Annotated in this window: 18 protein-coding genes; 6 read left to right on the top strand and 12 right to left on the bottom strand. The window is 62.5% G+C overall.

Annotated features, from left to right (window positions below; all coding sequences use genetic code 11):
- Positions 1-13: 13 nt before the first annotated feature.
- From choV to RH950_RS06360, 3 genes are all read right to left on the bottom strand, one after another.
- Positions 14-1,090, bottom strand: coding sequence for a choline ABC transporter ATP-binding protein (gene choV / locus RH950_RS06370; protein ID WP_350054835.1), 1,077 nt, complete (start codon positions 1,088-1,090; stop codon positions 14-16).
- Complete coding sequence (gene choW, locus RH950_RS06365) at positions 1,087-1,929, bottom strand: choline ABC transporter permease subunit (RefSeq protein WP_350054833.1); 843 nt, start codon at positions 1,927-1,929, stop codon at positions 1,087-1,089. Before choW ends, choV begins: the two co-directional genes overlap by 4 nt.
- A gap of 84 nt (positions 1,930-2,013) precedes the next feature.
- Positions 2,014-2,955, bottom strand: a complete 942-nt coding sequence (locus tag RH950_RS06360; RefSeq protein WP_350054831.1) for a choline ABC transporter substrate-binding protein — start codon at positions 2,953-2,955, stop codon at positions 2,014-2,016.
- 134 nt (positions 2,956-3,089) lie between these two features.
- Between RH950_RS06360 and betI the strand changes: the two genes are divergently transcribed.
- The 4 genes from betI to betB are packed head-to-tail and all read left to right on the top strand — an operon-like array spanning position 3,090 to position 8,351.
- Positions 3,090-3,680, top strand: coding sequence for a transcriptional regulator BetI (gene betI / locus RH950_RS06355; protein WP_350054829.1), 591 nt, complete (start codon positions 3,090-3,092; stop codon positions 3,678-3,680).
- Complete coding sequence (gene betC, locus RH950_RS06350; protein WP_350054827.1) at positions 3,677-5,194, top strand: choline-sulfatase; 1,518 nt, start codon at positions 3,677-3,679, stop codon at positions 5,192-5,194. Before betI ends, betC begins: the two co-directional genes overlap by 4 nt.
- Before the next feature lie 5 nt (positions 5,195-5,199).
- A complete protein-coding gene (gene betA / locus RH950_RS06345; RefSeq protein ID WP_350054825.1) occupies positions 5,200-6,849 on the top strand; it encodes a choline dehydrogenase in 1,650 nt (549 codons plus the stop codon).
- A gap of 38 nt (positions 6,850-6,887) precedes the next feature.
- Complete coding sequence (betB, locus tag RH950_RS06340) at positions 6,888-8,351, top strand: betaine-aldehyde dehydrogenase (protein WP_350054823.1); 1,464 nt, start codon at positions 6,888-6,890, stop codon at positions 8,349-8,351.
- Positions 8,352-8,434: 83 nt separating this feature from the next.
- Here betB and RH950_RS06335 read toward each other — a convergent pair whose 3' ends face one another.
- Both RH950_RS06335 and RH950_RS06330 read right to left on the bottom strand, forming a co-directional pair.
- Positions 8,435-8,791: a hypothetical protein gene (locus RH950_RS06335; RefSeq protein ID WP_193170199.1), complete on the bottom strand. Its 357-nt coding sequence runs from the start codon at positions 8,789-8,791 to the stop codon at positions 8,435-8,437.
- 51 nt (positions 8,792-8,842) lie between these two features.
- Positions 8,843-9,550: a hypothetical protein gene (locus tag RH950_RS06330; RefSeq protein WP_350054821.1), complete on the bottom strand. Its 708-nt coding sequence runs from the start codon at positions 9,548-9,550 to the stop codon at positions 8,843-8,845.
- A 187-nt stretch (positions 9,551-9,737) separates the two neighbouring features.
- Between RH950_RS06330 and RH950_RS06325 the strand changes: the two genes are divergently transcribed.
- Entirely contained in the window at positions 9,738-10,883 is a 1,146-nt protein-coding gene (locus tag RH950_RS06325) for an FAD-dependent monooxygenase (protein ID WP_350054819.1), read from the top strand.
- A complete protein-coding gene (locus tag RH950_RS06320; RefSeq protein ID WP_350054817.1) occupies positions 10,880-12,502 on the top strand; it encodes a benzoate-CoA ligase family protein in 1,623 nt (540 codons plus the stop codon). Before RH950_RS06325 ends, RH950_RS06320 begins: the two co-directional genes overlap by 4 nt.
- Here the strand turns inward: RH950_RS06320 and RH950_RS06315 are convergent.
- From RH950_RS06315 to RH950_RS06285, 7 genes are all read right to left on the bottom strand, one after another.
- Positions 12,480-13,268, bottom strand: coding sequence for an ABC transporter permease subunit (locus RH950_RS06315; RefSeq protein ID WP_350055544.1), 789 nt, complete (start codon positions 13,266-13,268; stop codon positions 12,480-12,482). The two genes, RH950_RS06320 and RH950_RS06315, sit on opposite strands and share 23 nt — an antisense overlap.
- Before the next feature lie 17 nt (positions 13,269-13,285).
- Complete coding sequence (locus RH950_RS06310) at positions 13,286-14,209, bottom strand: ABC transporter permease subunit (RefSeq protein ID WP_350054815.1); 924 nt, start codon at positions 14,207-14,209, stop codon at positions 13,286-13,288.
- Entirely contained in the window at positions 14,210-15,364 is a 1,155-nt protein-coding gene (locus RH950_RS06305) for an ABC transporter ATP-binding protein (RefSeq protein WP_350054813.1), read from the bottom strand.
- 142 nt (positions 15,365-15,506) lie between these two features.
- Positions 15,507-16,544, bottom strand: a complete 1,038-nt coding sequence (gene curA / locus RH950_RS06300; protein WP_350054811.1) for an NADPH-dependent curcumin/dihydrocurcumin reductase — start codon at positions 16,542-16,544, stop codon at positions 15,507-15,509.
- A gap of 119 nt (positions 16,545-16,663) precedes the next feature.
- Positions 16,664-17,293: an ATP-binding cassette domain-containing protein gene (locus RH950_RS06295; RefSeq protein ID WP_350054809.1), complete on the bottom strand. Its 630-nt coding sequence runs from the start codon at positions 17,291-17,293 to the stop codon at positions 16,664-16,666.
- Positions 17,290-18,975, bottom strand: a complete 1,686-nt coding sequence (locus RH950_RS06290; RefSeq protein ID WP_350054807.1) for an ABC transporter permease — start codon at positions 18,973-18,975, stop codon at positions 17,290-17,292. The genes RH950_RS06295 and RH950_RS06290 overlap by 4 nt, the downstream gene beginning before the upstream one ends.
- Before the next feature lie 25 nt (positions 18,976-19,000).
- Complete coding sequence (locus RH950_RS06285) at positions 19,001-20,221, bottom strand: ABC transporter substrate-binding protein (protein WP_350054804.1); 1,221 nt, start codon at positions 20,219-20,221, stop codon at positions 19,001-19,003.
- Positions 20,222-20,447: the final 226 nt, after the last annotated feature.

Below are 20,447 nucleotides of genomic sequence, written 5' to 3'. Positions count from 1 at the left end.
TGTGAGTCGTACCCTATTCCTTGAGGAGAGAGGAATAGATTTCGGCGTCCCCGATCCGCCCCACGGGCTTTCCGTCAGCAACGACGAGGATGGTTTCGCCGGTTTGCAGGCGGCAGCGCAACAGATCCGCCATCGGCGTTTCCGGCGCAGCAACGGGCACCGTCCCGCTCGCAAGCACACCGGAACCGATATCCTGTGCGCCCTCGGGCACCGTTGTGCCGTCCGGAACCGGCGCCATCACGGAGTCCGCCCGCAACACACTCAGCGGATTCATGTGGGAGACGAATTCTGCCACATAGGCATTTGCCGGGTTCATCACGATCTCATGTGGGGTGCCGCACTGGACGATGCGCCCGCCTTCCATGATCGCGACTTTCGACCCGAGTTTCAGGGCCTCTTCCAGATCGTGGCTGACGAAAATGATGGTGCGCTGGAGTTGCGACTGCAGCTCGAGCAATTCGTCCTGCAGCTTGGCCCGGATCAACGGATCAAGTGCGGAGAACGGCTCGTCCATCAGCAACACCGGCGCCTCGGTGGCAAAGGCGCGGGCCAGACCGACACGCTGCTGCATGCCGCCCGACAGTTCATGCACCTTGCGGTCCGCCCACTCGGTGAGACCGACCAGGGCGAGCTGGCGCGCCACGCGTTCCGCGCGTTCCGCCTTGCCGACGCCGGACAGCTCCAGGCCGAGGCCGACATTGTCCGCGACCGTGCGCCAGGGCAGCAGGGCGAAATTCTGGAACACCATGGTGACGTGCTCCGTGCGCAGCCGGCGCAATGTCGCCTCGTCCGCACTGGCGGCGTCGATCTCCCGCTCTCCGTCATGCACCCAGACGGCACCGCGGGTCACCGGGTTGAGGCCGTTCACCGCCCTCAACAGGGTCGACTTGCCGGAGCCCGAAAGGCCCATGATGACGGCGATTTCTCCCGGATCGACCGTCAGGCTGCAATCATGCACGCCGAGAACCTGGCCGGTCTCCGCCTCGATCTCGGTGCGGTCCATGCCCCTGTCCATCAGCGGCAGGGCCTCCTCCGGCCGCTTGCCGAAGACAATGTTCACTTTGTCGAAACGTACGGCGGGTGTTGTCATTTTCCGTCCTCCCCGCGTCCGCGGAACAGGCGGTCGAGAATGATGGCAATCACCACGATGGCGAGACCAACCTCGAAGCCCTTCGCGATATTCACCTGATTAAGCGCGCGCAATGTCGGCACCCCGAGCCCGTCGGCCCCGACCAGCGCCGCGATCACGACCATGGAAAGCGACAACATGATGGTCTGGGTCAGCCCCGCCATGATCTGCGGCAGGGCATAGGGCAACTCTACCTTCCAGAGCAGCTGCATGCGCGTCGCCCCGAAGGCCTCCCCGGCCTCGATCAGCATTTTCGGCGTCGAGGAAATGCCGAGATGGGTCAGCCGGATCGGCGCCGGAATGGCGAAGATCACCGTGGCGATCAGTCCCGGCACCATGCCGAGCCCGAACAGGATCAGCGCCGGGATCAGATAGACGAAGGTCGGGATGGTCTGCATCAGATCGAGGACCGGCCGCATGGCGGAGAACAGCCAGGGACGCCGGGCGGCGGCGATACCGAGCGGAACGCCGACTCCCATGCAGACCACGGAGGAGGCGAGCACCAGCGCGACCGTCTCCGTGGTTTCCTCCCAGTAGCCCTGATTGACGATCAGCAACAGGCCGGCTGCGACCAGCAGCGGAAAGGTGATCGTCCGGCGCACCGCATAGGCGATCCCGGCCATGATGGCGACGGCAAGCAGGGGATGCGGCGTCTGCAGCACCCAGAGGATGCCGTCGATCATGAATTCGAGGCCGGCAGCGAGTCCGTCGAAGAACCAGGCACCATGATCGGTCAGCCAGTCGACGAACACACGCGCCGCCTTGCCGATCGGAAGTTTGTTTTCAGTCAGCCATTCCACGGAAAGCTCCCCCTGCCCTGCCGCCGCTCATGGGCGCAATCAAGAAGAGGCGGCACGCATGCCGCCTCTTCCGGAGATTATGCCTTAAAGGCCGAGCGACTTGCGCACGACCGGAAGCGCGGCCTTGCCGTCGACCGTCGTCACACCCGAGAGCCAGGCGTCGAGAATACCGGCGTTTGCCTTGAGCCAGGCCTTGGCCGCATCCTTCGGCTCTTCATTGTCGTTCAGGATGGCGCCCATGATCTCGTTCTCCATGCGGAGCGAGAACATCAGATTGTCGAGGAGACGGCCAACATTCGGGCATTCCTTGGCGTAACCGGCACGGATATTGGTCAGTACCGACGCCCCGCCCAGGTCCGGGCCGAAGAAATCGTCACCACCGGAGAGATAGGCCATCTCGAAATTGGCATTCATCGGATGCGGCTCCCAGCCCAGGAACACAACCGGCTCCTCTTTCTTCACCGCGCGAGCCACCTGGGCCAGCATGCCCTGTTCGGAGGATTCGACGACGTCGAAGCCCTTCAGGCCAAAGGCATCCTTCTCGATCATGTCGAGGATCAACCGGTTGCCGTCATTGCCCGGCTCGATGCCGTAGATCTTGCCGTCAAGCTTGTCCTTGAACCTGGCGATATCGGCAAAGCTCTTCAGGCCCGCGTCGTAGGCATATTGCGGCACGGCGAGCGTATATTTCGCGCCATAGAGATTAACGCCGACGGTCTCCACCGAGCCTTCATCGCGATATTTTGCGATATCGCCTTCCATGGTCGGCATCCAGTTGCCGAGGAAGACATCGATATCCTTGTTCTTCAGCGATGCGTAAGTCACCGGGACGGAAAGCACCTTAACATCAGTCTCGTAGCCCATCGCTTCGAGTACAGTCGTGGTGGCTGCAGTCGTCGCCGTGATATCGGTCCAGCCGACATCGGAAAAACGAACGGTCGAGCAGTGATTGTCGGCCATCGCGGCGCCGGACGTCATGATCCCGGCCGCCAGGGCGATGGCGAATGCAGTTCTGGATTTCAGCATGATTGATGCTCCCTGTTTGGATTGCCCCCGTTATTGGTCGGAGTAGGCAAACATTATAGCAAATCCAGTGCAAGATTTTTATTGATTGAGCAGTCAATCAAAAATACGGTCGGGCCCGAAAGGACCTGCCGCACATGCCCAAGATCGGAATGGAACCTATCCGCCGCAAAGCCCTGATCAATGCTGCGATCGAGGCTATTCACGCACGCGGGTCCTTCGAGGTGACAATGAGCGAGATCGCCCGGCAGGCGGGTGTGTCGGCCGGCCTCGCGCATCATTATTTCGGCAGCAAGGATCAGCTGATCGTCGCCACCATGCGGCATCTGCTGAGCGAGCTTTCGGTCGAAGTCGTCGTGGCGCTGCGTGCCGCGACAACACCGAGAGAGCGCCTGTCCGGCATCATCCATGCGAACTTCGCGTCCGACCAGTTCCGCCCGGCAACCATCTCCGCCTGGCTCAGCTTCTATGTGAAAGCCCAGAGCATGGGCGAGGCCTGCCGTGTTCTCTCCGTCTACGCCCGCCGCCTGCGCAGCAATCTGCAGCACGCGCTGACGCAACTGACCGACCGGGAACATGCCCAGCATATTGCAGAGGGCACTGCCGCGCTGATCGACGGCCTCTATCTCCGCCACGCGTTGCTGGACAGCGACCCCGACCGCGCCGCCGCGATCCGTCTGACGGAAGACTATATCGACGCGCAACTCACAGCCGGGGGAAAGACGTGACGAAGCAGCCCAATATCCTGATCCTGATGGTCGACCAGTTGAACGGAACCCTGTTCCCGGACGGCCCGGCGGATTTCCTGCACGCGCCGGCCTTGAAGGCTCTCGCGGCACGATCCGTCCGGTTCAGGAATGCTTATACGGGCAGCCCGCTTTGTGCACCCGGCCGCGCCGCCTTCATGTCCGGCCGCCTGCCGTCACGGACAGGCGTCTATGACAATGCGGCAGAATTCACTTCCGACATCCCGACCTACGCCCACCACCTGCGCCGCGCCGGGTATTACACCTGCCTCTCCGGCAAGATGCATTTTGTCGGGCCGGACCAGCTGCACGGCTTCGAGGAACGGCTGACGACGGATATCTATCCCGCCGATTTCGGCTGGACGCCGGATTACCGCAAGCCCGGCGAGCGGATCGACTGGTGGTATCACAATCTCGGCTCGGTCACCGGCGCGGGCGTCGCCGAGATTTCCAACCAGATGGAATATGACGACGAGGTCGCCTTCAACGCGGAACAGAAGCTCTACCAGCTTTCCCGGGGCGGCGATGAACGCCCCTGGTGCCTGACGGTCAGCTTCACCCATCCGCACGACCCCTATGTCGCCCGCCGGAATTTCTGGGATCTCTATGAAGACTGCCCGGAGCTGAAGCCGCGCGTCGCGGCCGTGCCATTCGCGAATCAGGACGCCCACAGCCAGCGCCTCTACCTCGCCAACGACTACAGGAATTTTGACATCACCGACGAGCATGTCCGCCGCTCCCGCCAAGCCTATTACGCGAACATCTCCTATCTGGACGACAAGATCGCGACACTGCTGGATACCCTGAAGCGCTGCCGAATGGACGAGGATACAGTGATTGTTTTCTGTTCCGATCACGGCGACATGCTGGGAGAGCGCGGGCTCTGGTTCAAGATGAGCTTCTTCGAGGGCTCCGCCCGGGTGCCGATGATGATCGCAGGCCCCGGCATCGAGGGCAAAACCGTGACCACGCCGGTCTCGACCATCGACATCACGCCGACCCTTGCCGATATCGCCGGCGTCGATCTGTCCGAAGTCGCCCCCTGGACGGACGGGGAATCCCTGAAACCGCTGATCGATGGCGGAGAGCGAACCTCTCCAGTCCTGATCGAATATGCAGCCGAAGGCTCCTATGCCCCACTGGTCTCGATCCGGCGCGGGCGCTTCAAGTTCAATCACTGCGAACTCGACCCGCCCCAGCTTTTTGATCTTGAGGCCGACCCGGACGAGCTGGTGAATCTCGCCGCAGATCCGGCTCATGCGGAAACGCTGTCGGCCTTCCAGGCCGAGATGCGGGAGCGCTGGGACATGGAAAAATTCGACCGCGAGGTTCGGGACAGCCAGGCGCGCCGCTGGGTTGTCTACGAAGCCCTGCGCAACGGCTCCTATTATCCATGGGACTTTCAGCCGCTGCAGAAAGCGTCCGAGCGCTATATGCGCAACCACATGGATCTCAACACCCTTGAGGAGGCCGCGCGTTTCCCGCGCGGTGAATGAACCCCATGCAGGCAGATTTCGTGATCGTCGGTTCCGGCTCCGCAGGCGCTGTCATGGCCGACCGGCTGTCGGCCGACGGCAAGCATTCGGTCATCGTCGTGGAATATGGAGGCAGCGATATCGGCCCCTTCATCCAGATGCCGGCCGCCCTGTCCTATCCGATGAGCATGAGCCGCTATGACTGGGGCTATCAGAGCGAACCGGAACCCCATCTCGGCGGCCGCCGCCTCGCCTGCCCGCGCGGCAAGGTGATCGGCGGCTCCTCCTCGATCAACGGCATGGTCTATGTCCGCGGCCACGCCCGGGATTACGACAATTGGGAGGAACAGGGCGCGACGGGCTGGGCGTACAAAAATGTGCTGCCCTATTTCGAGCGCATGGAATCCAGCCATGGCGGACAGGACGGCTGGCGCGGCACGGGCGGCCCGCTGCATGTCACCCGCGGCCCCAGGAAAAACCCTCTCTACCACGCCTTCGTCGAAGCCGGTCAGCAGGCCGGATTCGAGATGACGGAAGACTATAACGGCGAGAAGCAGGAAGGCTTCGGGCCGATGGAGATGACGGTCCATAACGGCCGTCGCTGGTCCGCCGCGAACGCCTATCTGAAACCGGCCCTGAAGCGCCCGAACCTGACCATGGTGAGCGGCCTCGCCCGCCGTGTCCTGTTTGACGGCAAGCGCGCCACCGGCATCGAGATCGCCCGTGGCGGGAGCATCGAGACCATCACGGCGAACCGCGAAGTGATCCTCGCCGCGTCCTCCATCAACTCACCGAAGCTGTTGAAACTCTCCGGCATCGGTCCCGCAGCAGAGCTGGGCCAGCATGGTATCGAGGTTCGGGCCGACCGGCCGGGCGTCGGCGCCAATCTGCAAGACCATCTGGAGCTCTATATCCAGCAGGAATGCACCCAGCCAATCAGCCTTTATTCAAAGCTGAACCTGTTCTCCAAGGGTCTCATCGGCCTCGAATGGTTGCTGTTCAAATCAGGCCTCGGTACCACCAACCATTTCGAGAGCGCTGCCTTCCTGCGCTCCAAGGCGGGTGTCGAATACCCGGACATCCAGTATCACTTCCTGCCGGTCGCGATCCGCTATGACGGCAAGTCGCCGGCCAAGAGCCACGGCTTTCAGGCCCATGTCGGCCCGATGCGCTCGAAATCGCGCGGCACCGTTACCCTGCGCTCCGCCGACCCGATGGACGCGCCGGTGATCAAGTTCAATTACATGAGCCATGAGGATGATTGGGCCGACTTCCGGCATTGTATCCGGCTGACCCGGAATATCTTCGGGCAGGATGCCTTCACGCCTTATCGCGGCAGGGAGATCTCCCCCGGTGACGATGTGACGAGCGACGAGGCGTTGAATGATTTCATCCGTTCCGAGGTGGAGAGCGCCTACCATCCGTCCGGCACCTGCCGGATGGGCGCGGCGGACGATCCGATGGCGGTGGTGGACCCGGAATGCCGGGTGATCGGGGTCGAAGGGCTTCGGCTCGCGGACAGCTCGATCTTCCCGCGCATTCCAAACGGGAACCTGAATGGTCCCTCCATCATGGTCGGCGAGAAGGCTTCCGACCATATCCTTGGCAAGGCGCCGCTGCCGCCCTCCAACAAGCAGCCCTGGATCAATCCGCGCTGGGAAACATCGGACCGCTAAGATTGCCAGCCGCTGATACCGACAGAAGGACAAGCCACATGCGCGCGCAACCGACAGCCTCCCACTTCATCGCCGGCAGCCCGATAGAAAGCCCCAAGGGCAAGAGCTTCACCAGTCTCTACCCGGCCACGGGCGAGACCATCGCGGAACTCCATGCGGCGGATGCTGCCACCATCGACAAGGCGGTCGCTGCAGCCCGCGCAGGCCAGAAAATCTGGGCCGCCCTCAGCGGTGCGGAGCGTGGCCGGGTCCTGCGGAAGGCGGCGGATCTGATCCGCGCGCGCAATCGGGAGCTTTCACTGCTGGAGACGCTGGATACCGGCAAGCCGCTGCAGGAAACACTGGTGGCGGACGCCGCCTCCGGCGCCGATTGCCTGGAATATTTCGGCGGCATCGCGGCGGACATCCACGGCGAGTATACGGACCTCGGCGGCTCCTTTGCCTATACACGGCGCGAACCGCTGGGTGTCTGCGTCGGTATCGGCGCATGGAACTACCCGATCCAGATCGCCTGCTGGAAGTCGGCCCCGGCGCTTGCCTGCGGCAATGCGATGATTTTCAAGCCGTCGGAAACCACGCCGCTGACCGCCCTGAAGCTGGCGGAGATTTACAAGGAAGCGGGCCTTCCCGACGGCGTCTTCAGCGTGGTTCAGGGTTTTGGGGATGTCGGCGCGGCCCTGGTTGCGCATCCGGGCGTGGACAAGGTTTCCGTCACCGGCTCCGTGCCGACCGGGGCGAAGGTCATGGCGGCGGCAGCGGAAGGGCTGAAACAGGTCACGCTGGAGCTCGGCGGCAAATCCCCGATCATCGTCTTCGAGGATGCGGATATCGAGAACGCGATCTCCGGCGCCATGCTCGGCAACTTCTATTCCAGCGGCCAGATCTGCTCCAACGGTACCCGCGTCTTCGTGCAGAAGAGCATCAAGCAGAAATTCCTCGACCGTCTGCGCGAGCGCACCGCGAAGATTCGTCTCGGCGATCCGATGGATGAAGAGACCCATCTCGGCCCCCTCGTCTCCAGGCCGCAGTTCGAGAAGGTGCTCGGCTACATCCAGACCGGCCGCGATGAAGGCGCCCTCGTGCTGATCGGCGGTGACGCCGCCACGGTACCGTCCTTCCCGGACGGCTGGTTCGTCGCCCCGACCGTCTTCTCAGATGTGAAGGACAGCATGACCATCGCCCGGGAGGAAATCTTTGGCCCGGTCATGTGCGTGCTTGATTTCGATACCGAGGAAGAAGTCCTGGCCCGCGCCAATGCCACCGATTTCGGCCTCGCCGCCGGTGTGTTCACCAAGGATATCCAGCGCGGTCACCGGGTTGTCGCGGGACTCGAGGCCGGTACCTGCTGGATCAACGCCTACAATCTGACCCCGATCGAAATGCCCTTCGGCGGTGTCAAAAAATCCGGCATCGGCCGCGAGAACGCCCGCGCCGCGATCGAGCATTACAGCCAGCTCAAGAGCGTCTATGTCGAAATGGGAGACGTCGACAGTCCGTACTGAAGTAAAAGGCGCTTTCACCGCTCCGCCAAACCGTTGCGTAATCTGGTCCATGAAGCGCCCTCCACATAAGTTCGGGCCGGAGATCAATAAAACGGAGCCGGAATCTGTGCGCCTATTGTCCAACCAATCAGGGCGAGGACAGACCAGAGAAAATGCAGCACCATCCATCCAGTAATAAGGAAACACCCTACCCAGCCAAACATCTGAAAGGCTGGTCCCGCTTTGCGAAGATGAAACATGAGCAGGATTGCAGCGAGGGTTATCCAAGAAACGCTTGAAACGACATAATTCCAGTGGCTGTCATACCTCCAGCCTCCCCCTTCCCATGGGATTGGATAGGACACCGGATCATCAAAATACCAATACAAATCGAACAGGCTGGAGACGATGATCAATGCCGGCCCGATACATAGCAGCAACCGAAGTTGGCCCACTTTCACTGTCGGCACCTCATTTCTGGTCCTCTTCATTCAGTTAGGCACAGGTCCTGCTCAATATCTCACGATCAAATCCATGTCGGCGCCATACGTCCTGAACTTTTCTGCAAAATCCGACATCCTATCCGTTAAATCGACACATCCAGCAGATCTTGGAAAAGCTCCGCCATGAATCGAAAAACCGCTTCTTCCATGAACATCGTTTCCCCTGCTTGGCTCTATCCATACTCTATGGTTGCCCCATGCTATTTTCCCTCCTGGCCAATTCGTCACTTTGATGTTCAAAAAGAGAAGATATGAGGCGAGACGGTTTATCAACGGCGCGTCGTCAAATCTCTGATATCGATCCTGCCTGACACGCCACTTGCCTTCCGGCAACGGGCCTTTGTCTTTAAGTGCTTGAAATCCCTTCGTCTGAAATCCGGACACACCTGATACTGCGGGCCAGCAAGTCTGAGTTTCACGATGGCCGAACCAACACAATTTTGTCCCGTCAAACTCCAGATACGGTGTCCGAACATGAGGTGATTGGCGTAGCTCTCGCCGCACCATTTCAGTCAGATGCCGATGGACAGGATCGTTCGGCTGGAGTGTATCTGCCGTCGACTCATTTTGTGACGCTTGAAAAGCTTCGACTGCCGATACCGTTCTATCGCTAGCTACGCCGTTGATTTCCGCTTCGTAGAACGGCCGATAGGACAGCCGGTCCCTGAGAACCCGCAGAGCCATTTTTACGACAACAACATCATCCTGCCTGTTCACCCCTCTCCGGCCCACACTTGCATGAATTGGCAATGACTTAGGTGACATTCCAATCTCCATACGATAATAATTTTCCTATTGATAGGATAACTATATAGTGGCTCCTTAGTCCGTTTCAATCTTGGCGAGGTATTGTCAGTCCGCGCCTTAGCAGGAAAAATGGCGGCAATTAAATGGGGAAATGCCAATGCGCATTGAAATTATCGGCGGCGGTCCGGCCGGGCTGTACTTCTCTTACCTTGTGAAGCGGCAGCGGCCAGACTTCGAGGTAACGCTTGTGGAGCGCAACCCGGAAGGCGCGACCTTCGGCTTCGGCGTGGTGTTTTCGGACCAGGCGCTGGCCTTCATGGCGGCGGATGATCCCGAGACACACGATGCGATCCTGCCCGCCATGGAAACATGGCGGAACCTGACGCTCGACCTTGAAGGGGAGCGGATCGATATCGACGGAATGGGCTTCGCCGCCATCGGACGGCTCGACCTGATCAAGATCCTGACGGAACGGGCCCGGAGTGTCGGCATCGAGCCCCGGTTCGAAACCGAAGCTGACAACCTGTCCCGGCTGGACGATGCGGATCTGATCGTCGGGGCGGACGGGCTGAACTCTTTCATTCGCGGCGATGGGACGGATTACGGCATTGAGATGCCGCAGCTGGAAAACCGCTTCATCTGGTATGGCACGGACCGGCCATTCGATACCCTCACCCAGTCGTTCCGGCGCTCGGAAGACGGGCCGTTCAACGCCCATCACTACCGCTACACCCCAACCCTCAGCACCTTCATCGTCGAGACGGACGAGGACACCTGGCAGGCCGCTGGCTTTGAAGGCATGGGAGAAGCGGAGACCAAAGCCTATTGTGAGGAGGTCTTCGCGGACGTGCTGCAGGGCCATAGCCTGATCACGAACAATTCCTACTGGCGCCGTTTCCCGAAACTCTCCTGCAAGAGCTGGCACAGCGGCAAGCATGTGCTGATCGGCGATGCCGTCCATACGGCGCATTTCAGCATCGGCTCGGGTACCCGGCTGGCGATGGAGGATGCCCTCGCCCTCTCAAAGGCCGTACTTGCCACGCCGGACGACATTCCGGCCGCGCTTGCCGCCTACGAAGCTGCCCGCAAACCGATTACGGAAAAGATTGTCCGCGCGGCGAACACAAGCGCGGCCTGGTACGAGGATTTCGCCAGCCATATGAAGCTGGCTCCGGCCGATTTCGCCTATTCCTATATCCAGCGCAGCGGCCGCATGGACGATGAAAGGCTGCAGCGCCTGGCGCCAGAATTCTTCGCCACCTACAGCCCGCACTGGACCGGCGACGCGGGAGCCCGGCCATGATGCCGGAGACGATCCGCGACAGCGTTCCCAGAGACGCGCAGGAATCCGCGGAAATCGGGTTTTCCGTGCCCGAGCGCTACAACGCCTCCAGCCTGCTCTACGACAATCTGGATCGGGGACTTTCAGACAAGATTGCGGTCTTTTCCGACACCGGGCCGCGGACTTACGGCGCGTTGGCGGAGGATGCCAGCCGGTTCGGGAACGGTCTGCTGGCGCTTGGCCTCGATCGCGGCGACCGGGTGTTGCTGCTGATGTCCGACACACCGGCCTATCCCGCCGCGATCTTCGGTGCCATCCGGGCGGGGCTGGTGCCCATTCTGGCCAACACACTGTCTACCCCCGATCTGATTTCCTTCTATCTCGAGGATGCCGGCGCACGTGTCCTGATCTTCGATGAAGAACATGCCGATACGGTAACGGCGCTCGACACCTCTGTGCTGGCATCCCTCATCGCTGTCTCGGTCAACGGAGCCGGGCCGTCGGGCGTGCCCGAAGCCATCAGCGGCGGCAACTGGCTGGCTGAACAGAGCGCGGCGCTCGACGCGGCACCGACCGGCCGGGACGATCCCGCCTTCATGATGTATTCCTCGGGCTCCACCGGGCGGCCGAAAGGCATTCTCCACCTGCAGCATGACGCGCTTTACACGGCGGAAAGCTATGCCCGGCACATTCTGAAAATCGGCCCGAACGATATCTGCTTCTCGATTCCGAAGATCTTCTTCGCCTACGGCTTCGGCAATGCCCTCGCCTTCCCGTTCCATGCGGGTGCCAGCGTTGTCCTGTTTTCGGGCAGGCCCAAGCCTGACGCCGTCTTCAAGATGGCCGCCCGTTTCAAGCCGACCCTGCTGTTCGGCCTGCCGACGCTCTATACGGCGATGATCAAGGACCCTGCCGCCGCGAGCGCAGACCTTTCCTCCGTGCGCATGTGCATTTCAGCGGCAGAGATCCTGTCGCAGGAAATCTTCGATGCCTGGAAGGATCGCTTCGGGCACGAGATCGTGGAGGGACTGGGCTCGACCGAGGTCCTGCACATCTATCTCTCGAACACAGCGACAGAGAAAAAAATCGGCGCCGCCGGCAGGCGGGTGCCCGGTTATCAGGTCATGCTGACAACGCCGGACGGCGCCCCGGTGGCAACAGGAGAAGACGGCGTATTGTCGGTACGCGGCGATTCAAACGCCCCCTGTTACTGGAACCGGCCGGACAAGACTGCCGAGACAATGCGCGATGGCTGGATCTATACCGGTGACCGGTTCCGCTGCGACGAGGACGGATTCTATTTCTTCCTCGGCCGGGTCGACGATCTGGTGAAGGTCAGCGGCCAGTGGCTCTATCCGATGGAAGTCGAGCTTTGCCTGAACGAACACCCGTACATCCTGGAATGCGCCGTCGCCGCAGTGCAGCTGGCCGATCGCCGGACGATCCTGCGCGCCTTTGTCAGGCCGGCTGATGGCGCAGAGCCGGGCGATGATCTGACCGCCGCCATGAAAACCTATATCCGGGAGACCCTGCTGCCCCACAAGGCACCACGCGACTTCATCTACCTGGAAGACCTGCCGAAGACCGGTACCGGCAAGATCGATCGACAGGCGCTGCTCAGGCTCGGTTCGACCGCCTGATCTGGATCCAGGTCGCCGCCCCGGCGGCAAGCGCGACCGCTCCGATCAGGAGTGTGGCCAGCGCATTGATCTCCGGCGTCACGCCGAGCCGAACCTTGGAGAAGATCACCATCGGCAGGGTCGAGGATCCGGGCCCGGAGACGAAGCTGGCAATCACCAGGTCATCCAGCGAAAGCGTGAAGGCGAGCAGCCAGCCGGAGGCCAGTGCGGGGGCCAGCATGGGCAGGGTGACCAGCAGGAAGGCCGTCATCGGGCGGGCGCCGAGATCCAGCGCCGCCTCCTCGATCGAGCGATCAAGACCGCTTGCCCGGGACTGCACGACGACCGCGACATAGGCCGTCGAAAAGGTGATGTGGGCGATCAGGATAGTGTCGAGGCCGCGCCCGTGCGGCCAGCCGACCAGCTGCTCCATGGACACGAAGGTGAGCAGCAGGCTGATGCCGATGATCACATCCGGCATGACCAGCGGCGCCGCGATCAGCCCGGTAAACAGGGTCCGCCCGCCGAACCTGCCGAACCGGGCCAGCACCAGACCCGCCATGGTGCCGAGCAGGGTCGCGCCGGTGGCGTTGATCATGGCGATCTTCAGGGAAAGCCAGGCCGCATTCAGGATCTGCTCGTTGCTGAACAGTTCCACATACCATTTCGTCGACCAGCCGCCCCAGACGCTGACCAGCTTCGAGGCATTGAAACTGAACAGCACGAGCACGACCAGCGGCAGATAGAGAAAGGCGAAACCGGCAACCACCAGCCCCAGCAATGCCATCTTGCCGCCCCGCCGGCTCACGCCCGTTGCTCCCGTCTCGCCTGGACGATCTGGAACAGCATGATCGGCAGGACGAGCAGCAGCAGCAGCACCACCGCCAGGGAGGAGGCCAGTGTCCAGTCACGCTCGCTGAAGAAGGTGTCCCAGAGCATCCGGCCGACCATCAGGGTATCCGAGGCACCGAGCATGTTCGGGATGACGAACTCGCCGGTCGCCGGAATGAAAACCAGCATGGCCCCGGCGATCATGCCGGGGACCGATAGCGGAAGGGTGATCAGCAGAAAGCCCTTCCAGGGCCGGCAGCCGAGATCCTCCGCCGCCTCCACCAGAGACCAGTCGAGCCGCTCCAGCGTCGCGTAGAGCGGCAGGATCATAAAGGGCAGATAGGTGTAGGAAATACCGACATAGAGCGCGAAGTCGGTCTGCAGCATGCGGATGGGCGCGTCTATCAGGCCCAGATGGAGCAGCAGTCCGTTCGCCAGACCGGTATCGGCCATGATCGTCTTGAGCGCGTAGACCCGGAGTAGGAACGAGCTCCAGAACGGCAGCATGACCGCCATCAGCAGAAGATTGCGCACCATCGGCCGGGCCCGGGCGATGATATAGGCCATCGGATAGCCGATCAGCAGAGTGACCAGCGTCGAGACGCCCGCGACCCAGAGCGAGTTCAGATAGGCGCTGCGAAACAGCGCCTCTTCGAACAGCAGTTGATAATTGAAGAACGAGCCCTGATAGCTGCCGTCCGCACCAAACAGGGGCGAATAGGGCGGCTGCGCGATCATCGGCTCCGACAGGGAAATCCGGAACACGATGGCGAAGGGAACCAGGAAAAACACGAACAGCCACAGATAGGGAATGCCCGCGACCGCCCCCTTGCCGGAGAACCAGAAGGATTTTCCCGCAGTTGCCGTCGCCGGGCCGGATGCCGATGCGTCCGCCATCTAGTCGGCTCCGAGCAAGAGCGCGTTTTCGGGCTCGAACCAGAGATCAACCCGATCATCCCAGTCAACGTCGCGCTTGGCCGCATTCTCGCTGTTGGCCCGCGTCACCTCGACCAGTGTCCCGTGTTCCGTCCGCACCCTGTAGGAGGTGACGTCCCCCAGATAGGCGAGGCCCTCGACCGTTCCGCCGAGCCGGTTGACCTGGCCTTCCGGAGCGGTTCCCTGACGTCCGATCCGGACCTTCTCCGGCCGCACCGCGAGTGCACCGCGAGACCCCACCGCCACCTGACCGGCGGCAGCGAACAGCGGCGCGTTCAGGCCATCTGCCTTCAGTTCCGCGATCCCGTCACGGATCGCGGCGACCGTGCCGTCGAACAGGGTGATGTTGCCGAGGAAGGCACCGACAAAACGCGATCCCGGCCGTTCGTACAGCTCCGTAGGGGTGCCGACCTGCCGCACCTGCCCCTTGTCCATAACGGCGGAGCGGGTCGACAGCACCATGGCCTCTTCCTGATCATGCGTGACCACGATCATGGTGATGCCGGTATCGTCCGCGAGTTTGATCAGCTGATACTGGGCATTCTCGCGCAGCCGCTTGTCGAGCGCGCCAAGCGGCTCATCCAGCAGCAGGAGTTTGGGGCGCTTCACGATGGCACGGGCCAGGGCGACCCGCTGGCGCTGGCCACCGGACAGCTGGTGCGGCCGGCGGCCGGCGAAATCGGTCAGCTCCAGCTGCGCCAGGGCATCGGAAACCCGGGATTCAAGCTCATCGCCGCGGACGCCGTCGCGTTTCAGGCCGAAGGCCACATTCGCCGCCACGCTCATATGCGGGAACAGCGCATAGCTCTGGAACATCATGTTCACCGGCCGCTCATAGGGCGGCAGTCCTGTCACGTCCTCGCCATCGATTTCGATGCTGCCGGCATTGGGCGATTCGAGCCCGGCGAGCATGCGCAGCAAGGTCGTCTTGCCACAGCCGGAGCCGCCCAGCAGGCAGAAAATCTCACCGCGATAGACGTCGAGATCAATCCCGGCGACCGCTTCTATGTTGCCGAATTTTTTGACGATCCCGCGCAGCCGCACCACCGGCTCATGCCGGTCCGGAGCCTCCCAGGGCCGCTCGGAATATGCATCGCTGATTGCCTGATCGGACATGGCCCGCCCCCGAAGCCGTCTTGCCACTCGGTGCCTGACTGCGGCACCCGACGAGCCTTGCGGTTCGGTGCCGTGCTGTCAATTGCCACGCGGCGACAATCCAGAGATTTGTGCTCTCTGTGAACGCCAGCGACTCTTCCGGTTATTCGTCTATTGAGTCCGGCCCTACTCTGACCACCATCTTTCCGAAATTCTTTCCCTTGAGGAGGCCGATGAACGCGTCTGGCGCCTTCTCGATGCCGTCCACGACATCCTCACGATACTTGACCCGCCCCTCGGCGATCCAGCCGGCCATATCGCGGGCAAAATCAGGATAGTCGGAGGCGAAATCATAGACGATGAAGCCCTGAATTCGGAGCCGCTTGGTCAGCACCGCGCGCATCAGCGCCGGCACGATCGTTTCCATTTCGGGAAAGCCCGTCGCGTTGTAGAAGGCGATCGTGCCGCAGACCGGCATCCGGGCAAACTGGTTAAACAGCGGGAAGACCGCGTCGAACACCTTGCCGCTGACATTCTCGAAATAGACATCGATGCCGTCCGGGCAGGCCCTGGCAAGCTGCTCGGCGAAATCGGGGGCACGGTGATCGACCGCAGCATCGAAACCAAGCTCGTCGATCAGGTAAGCGCACTTCTCCGCCCCACCGGCGATGCCGACGGCCCGGGCGCCGCGGATTCTCGCGATCTGCCCGACAGCGGAGCCGACCGGGCCCGACGCGGCGGCCACCACAACCGTCTCACCGGCTTTCGGCATGCCGATATTCTTCAGCCCGGCATAGGCGGTCAGCCCGGGCATGCCGAGCACACCCAGCGCTGTGGAAATCGGCACGGAGCCGCGCGCGATCTTGCGCACGCCGCTGCCATCAGACAGCCCGTAGCTCTGCCACCCGATGCGGGCAAGCACGATATCACCGGGCACGAAATCGGGGTTGTGCGATTCCATGACCTCGGCGACGGTCTCGCCTTCCATGAGTCCGCCGATCGGCACCGGTGCGGCATAGGATTTCGCGTCGCTCATGCGGCCGCGCATATAGGGATCCAGGGAGAGATAGATCACCCGCAGCAGCATTTCGCCGGGACCGGGCACCGGAAGCACGGCCTCGTCGAAGCGGAAATTTTCCACTACCGGCGCGCCCTCGGGGCGCGATGCCAGCAGCCAGCGGCGATTGACAGCAGTGCTCATGTCGGGATCTCCCAATCCAAAGAATTTACTTGGATAACGCCAAGTTCAGCATCCGGTCCAGCGCCGATCCGTGTTCGCTCCCTTCGCGTTCGGAAGCGGACCGATTTCACAGTTTTGGCTTAAATGGCCAGCTCGACGACCGGACCTCCGGCAGCCTCCGCATCCTCAGGGTCGTGGGTGACCAGGATCGACGGCAGTCCGGCATCCCGCAGGCGCTCAAAGGTGAAGCGCCTGATGTCCCCGCGCAGGTGCCGGTCGAGCTTCGAGAACGGCTCGTCCAGAAGCGCCGCTTTCGGCTCCGACAGCAGAAGCCGCAGCAGTGCGACGCGGGACGCCTGGCCGCCTGAAAGCGTCGCCGGGTCCCGGTCCATGAAACCGTCCAGGCCGAACCGTGCCAACGCCTCCCCTGCAGCCGTGGCGCGGGCACGACCTCCCGGCGGCATGCCGAACAACAGGTTGCCGCCGACATTCAGATGCGGAAACAGCATCGGGTCCTGGAACAGCAACCCGACATGCCGGAGCTCCGGCGCCGCGTCGGTGATATCGGCGCCATTCAGCTCGATCCGGCCCTCAGCCGTGAACGGGGCGGTCAGAAATCCCGCGACAAAGGACAGCAATGTCGACTTGCCGGAACCGGAAGGCCCCATGACGGTCAGCACCTCTCCAGGCGCGATCATGCAATCGAGCGCCAGCAATTCCCGGCCCTCCAAGGTGATCCGGACATCTTTCAATCCCAGTCCCAAACTCACCGGCTCCCTCCCAGCATACCGCGACGATTGCGCCAGATCAGGCGTGGTGCGGCAAGCGCCAGCGCAAACCCGGCCACCGGCAGGATGGCCTGCGTCAGGGCCCAGGCTCCGATCAGCCGGCGGTCGCCCCCGGCGGCAAGCGCGATAGCCTCCGTCGTCACCGTCTCCACCCGGCCGGCGCCGAGCAGGCGGGTCACCAGATACTGGCCGATGCTGATGGCCGCGCCGACGGCAAAGGCCGTCAGGAGCGGCGTCAGCAGCATCGGCAGGCGGACCTTCCAGAACGCGCCGGACGCGCTCTGACCCAGCGTCCGGGCGAGCTTCGTCCAGGCAGGGTCCTGCCGCCGGTAGGCTTCCGCCAGCGAGAGATAGACGTACGGCAGCACGAAGATGACATGTCCCGCCGCGACCAGACCGCCGCCCGGAGGGGCACCCGCCATCTCGGCCAGCAGCACCAGACCGAAAATGAACCCGATCTGGGGCACCAGGAGCGGCACATAGATCAGAAATTCCAGAGCCCGGCCGGAGCGCGCGCCGCGCTGCCGTTCGTTTTCAAGAACGCACACCACCAGCACAACGGACAGAAGCGTTGTCAGCAGAGCGATCCAGAGCGTCGCCGCGATCGGCCCGCCGGCCGTTTCCGCGACGCTCTGCCAGTGCGCCATCGTCCAGCGGCCAGGCAATGCATCGGGGAAGCGCCAGACCCGGGCGAAAGCATTCAGGCCAAGGGCGGCAATACCGAGCATGGAGGCGAGAATGAGCACCGGAAACAAACCCCGCCCCAGCGTTGCAAAACCGGCATCACCGGCCACTCTTCGACCGGACACAAGCTGGCCACGCACCAACAGTCCGACACAGCGTTCCGCCAGGATCCAGACGGCAATCGCGCCTGCCGTCACGACGAATTGCAGGATCGCGCCGGCCGACGCGATCATCCTGAAATCGAGATCCGGATCGTTCGACCAGCGCAAAATCTGCACTGCCAGCGGCGGCGGCGAGACCGGCCCCAGGATCAGCGCCACGTCGATATTGGCCGAGGAATAGGCGATCACCGCATAGACCGGCAACCGCAACAGCGGGTAAAGCGCGGGAACAATCGTCTTGAACCAGGCCGAGACCCGTCCGTACCCGAAGGACCGGGCCAGCCGCATCCGCTCGCCCGCGTGGATCTGCGCAAGCGGCGCCAACGCCATGAGCAACAGGAACGGCACTTCCTTCATCACCAGCCCCGCCATCAGGGAGAGGCCCCATTCATCCTGCACGATCAGCAGATCCGGCGGGCGCTGCCAGCCGGTCGCCCAGGGCGACATCAGCCGGGCGAGAAACCCGGAGGGGGCAATCAGGAAGGCCAGCGCGAACGCCGCCGCCGCATGCGGGACCGCCAGCAGCGGCGCAATCGCCTGCCGGAGCCAGGTGAACGCCCTTGTCTCGAAGAATATTGCGAGGAACAGCAACGCCAGAGAGAGCGCGATGGCGGCCGTCACCAATCCGGAGAGGAAGGAGAGCAGAACTGATGTCCCCAGTCCCGGCCAGGCGAGCAAGGCCCGCCAGGGCCCGAACCCGACATCGGTCTTTCCGAGTACCGGCAGGAATCCGAAGGATGGGATCAACGCCCCGAGCATTCCTGCAAGAACCGGGAGGGTCAGGATGGCCGCGACCAGATAGGGGGCAAGTCTCAGCATTTGCCCGGCACCGCCGATGACAGGGTCACCGGACCCCGTACCGCCGCACCCACTCCGCCTCAAGCGCCTCGGTCCAGCTTGGATGCGGCTCCGCCAGCATGGTGCCGAGCTGATCCGCCGGCAATGCCGCCGGTCCGAGATCAAGGTTTCGGAATGCGTCCGCCTGTTCTCTAGTCAGCTGCCCGAGGGACAAAACCGTGGCCGAGCCCCAATAAGCGGGATCCTGCTTGCGCATCTGCGCCTCCGGTGAGAGCAGGAAGTTCGCCAGCACCATGGCTGCGTTGCTGTGGCCCGCATTGAACGGAATGGCGAGGAAGCTGACATTGCCGATGGTGCCCGCGTCAAAGACGTAATTGCGCACCGTCGCCGGCAGCTCGCCACTGTCGATTCCCGCAGACGCGTCGGCCTGGCTGAAAGCGAAGGCGATATCGATCTCCCCGTCACTCATCAGGCGGCGCATGCCGCCGGCATTTTCCGGGAAACTGCGCGCCTGACGCCAGAGCGTCGGGTGCAAAGCGTCGAGATAATCACACAGCGGCTTGGAAATGGCCGCGAAATCGGCTTCCGATACAGGATTGTAAAGTGCCGATGAATTGGCGGCGCGCTCGATCAGAACCTGCTTGAGAAAGGTCGTCCCAAGAAAGCTGGGCGGCAGCGGATAGGTGAAACGGCCCGGATTTTCGCGGGTCCAGGCAAGCAAGGCGTCGGTGTTCAGCGGCGGCTCCGGCAGAACGACCGTGTCGCGATAAAAAACCAGCCGGGCCCGCGCCCAGGGCATTTCAAGCCCATCGACAGCAACCCCGAAATCCAGGTTGAGTTCCGGGTTATTCGCCGGATCGGTCAGCCTGTGATTCGGAAGCCGGTCGAGCCACGGCCCGAACAGCAGTCCGTTCCGCTTCATGGCGGCAAAATTTTCTCCGTTGATCCAGATCAGGTCGACCGCACCGCCTTCGCTCCGCCCGGCGGACTTCTCGGCAAGCACACGGGCAACAGCCTCGGCCGTATCCGTCAGCTTCACATGTACGACAGAGACACCGAATCGCTCATGCGCCTGTTCTCCGGCCCAGTCGATATAGGCGTTGATCCGGGGATCCCCGCCCCAGGCGTTCCAGTAAACGGTCTGGCCCCGCGCGGCCTCCAGCACCTGCGTCCATTCCGTGGAGGCCTTGTCAGCCGCGCCTGCGGAGGATCCACCGAAGAGGCCCAATATGACCGAGAGCGTCGCCATGCCGCGTCGAAAAAGCACGATAGGAACTCCATTTCTGCCAGCAGATGTTTTGCGGCGCGCACGCTAATACAGCTCGGCGGCAGATCGAAATGACATCGCCGCGAGCATAGCCTGGCGGCTTTCGGGCCGTCGTTTGCGACCGGATTCAGCGGGCTTAATTTCGACACGCGGAACTGAGTTCCGCAAATTGACCTTTGCGCGCCAGCCGTGGCATATTTCAAAGCGAACCTGCCCGCGACCGAGA

Origin of the sequence: Nisaea sp., assembly GCF_040217065.1 — a bacterium.
Classification (GTDB): domain Bacteria; phylum Pseudomonadota; class Alphaproteobacteria; order Thalassobaculales; family Thalassobaculaceae; genus Nisaea.
The sequence above is the reverse complement of the archived record's forward strand: the minus strand, read 5'-3'. Positions and strand labels throughout refer to the sequence as shown.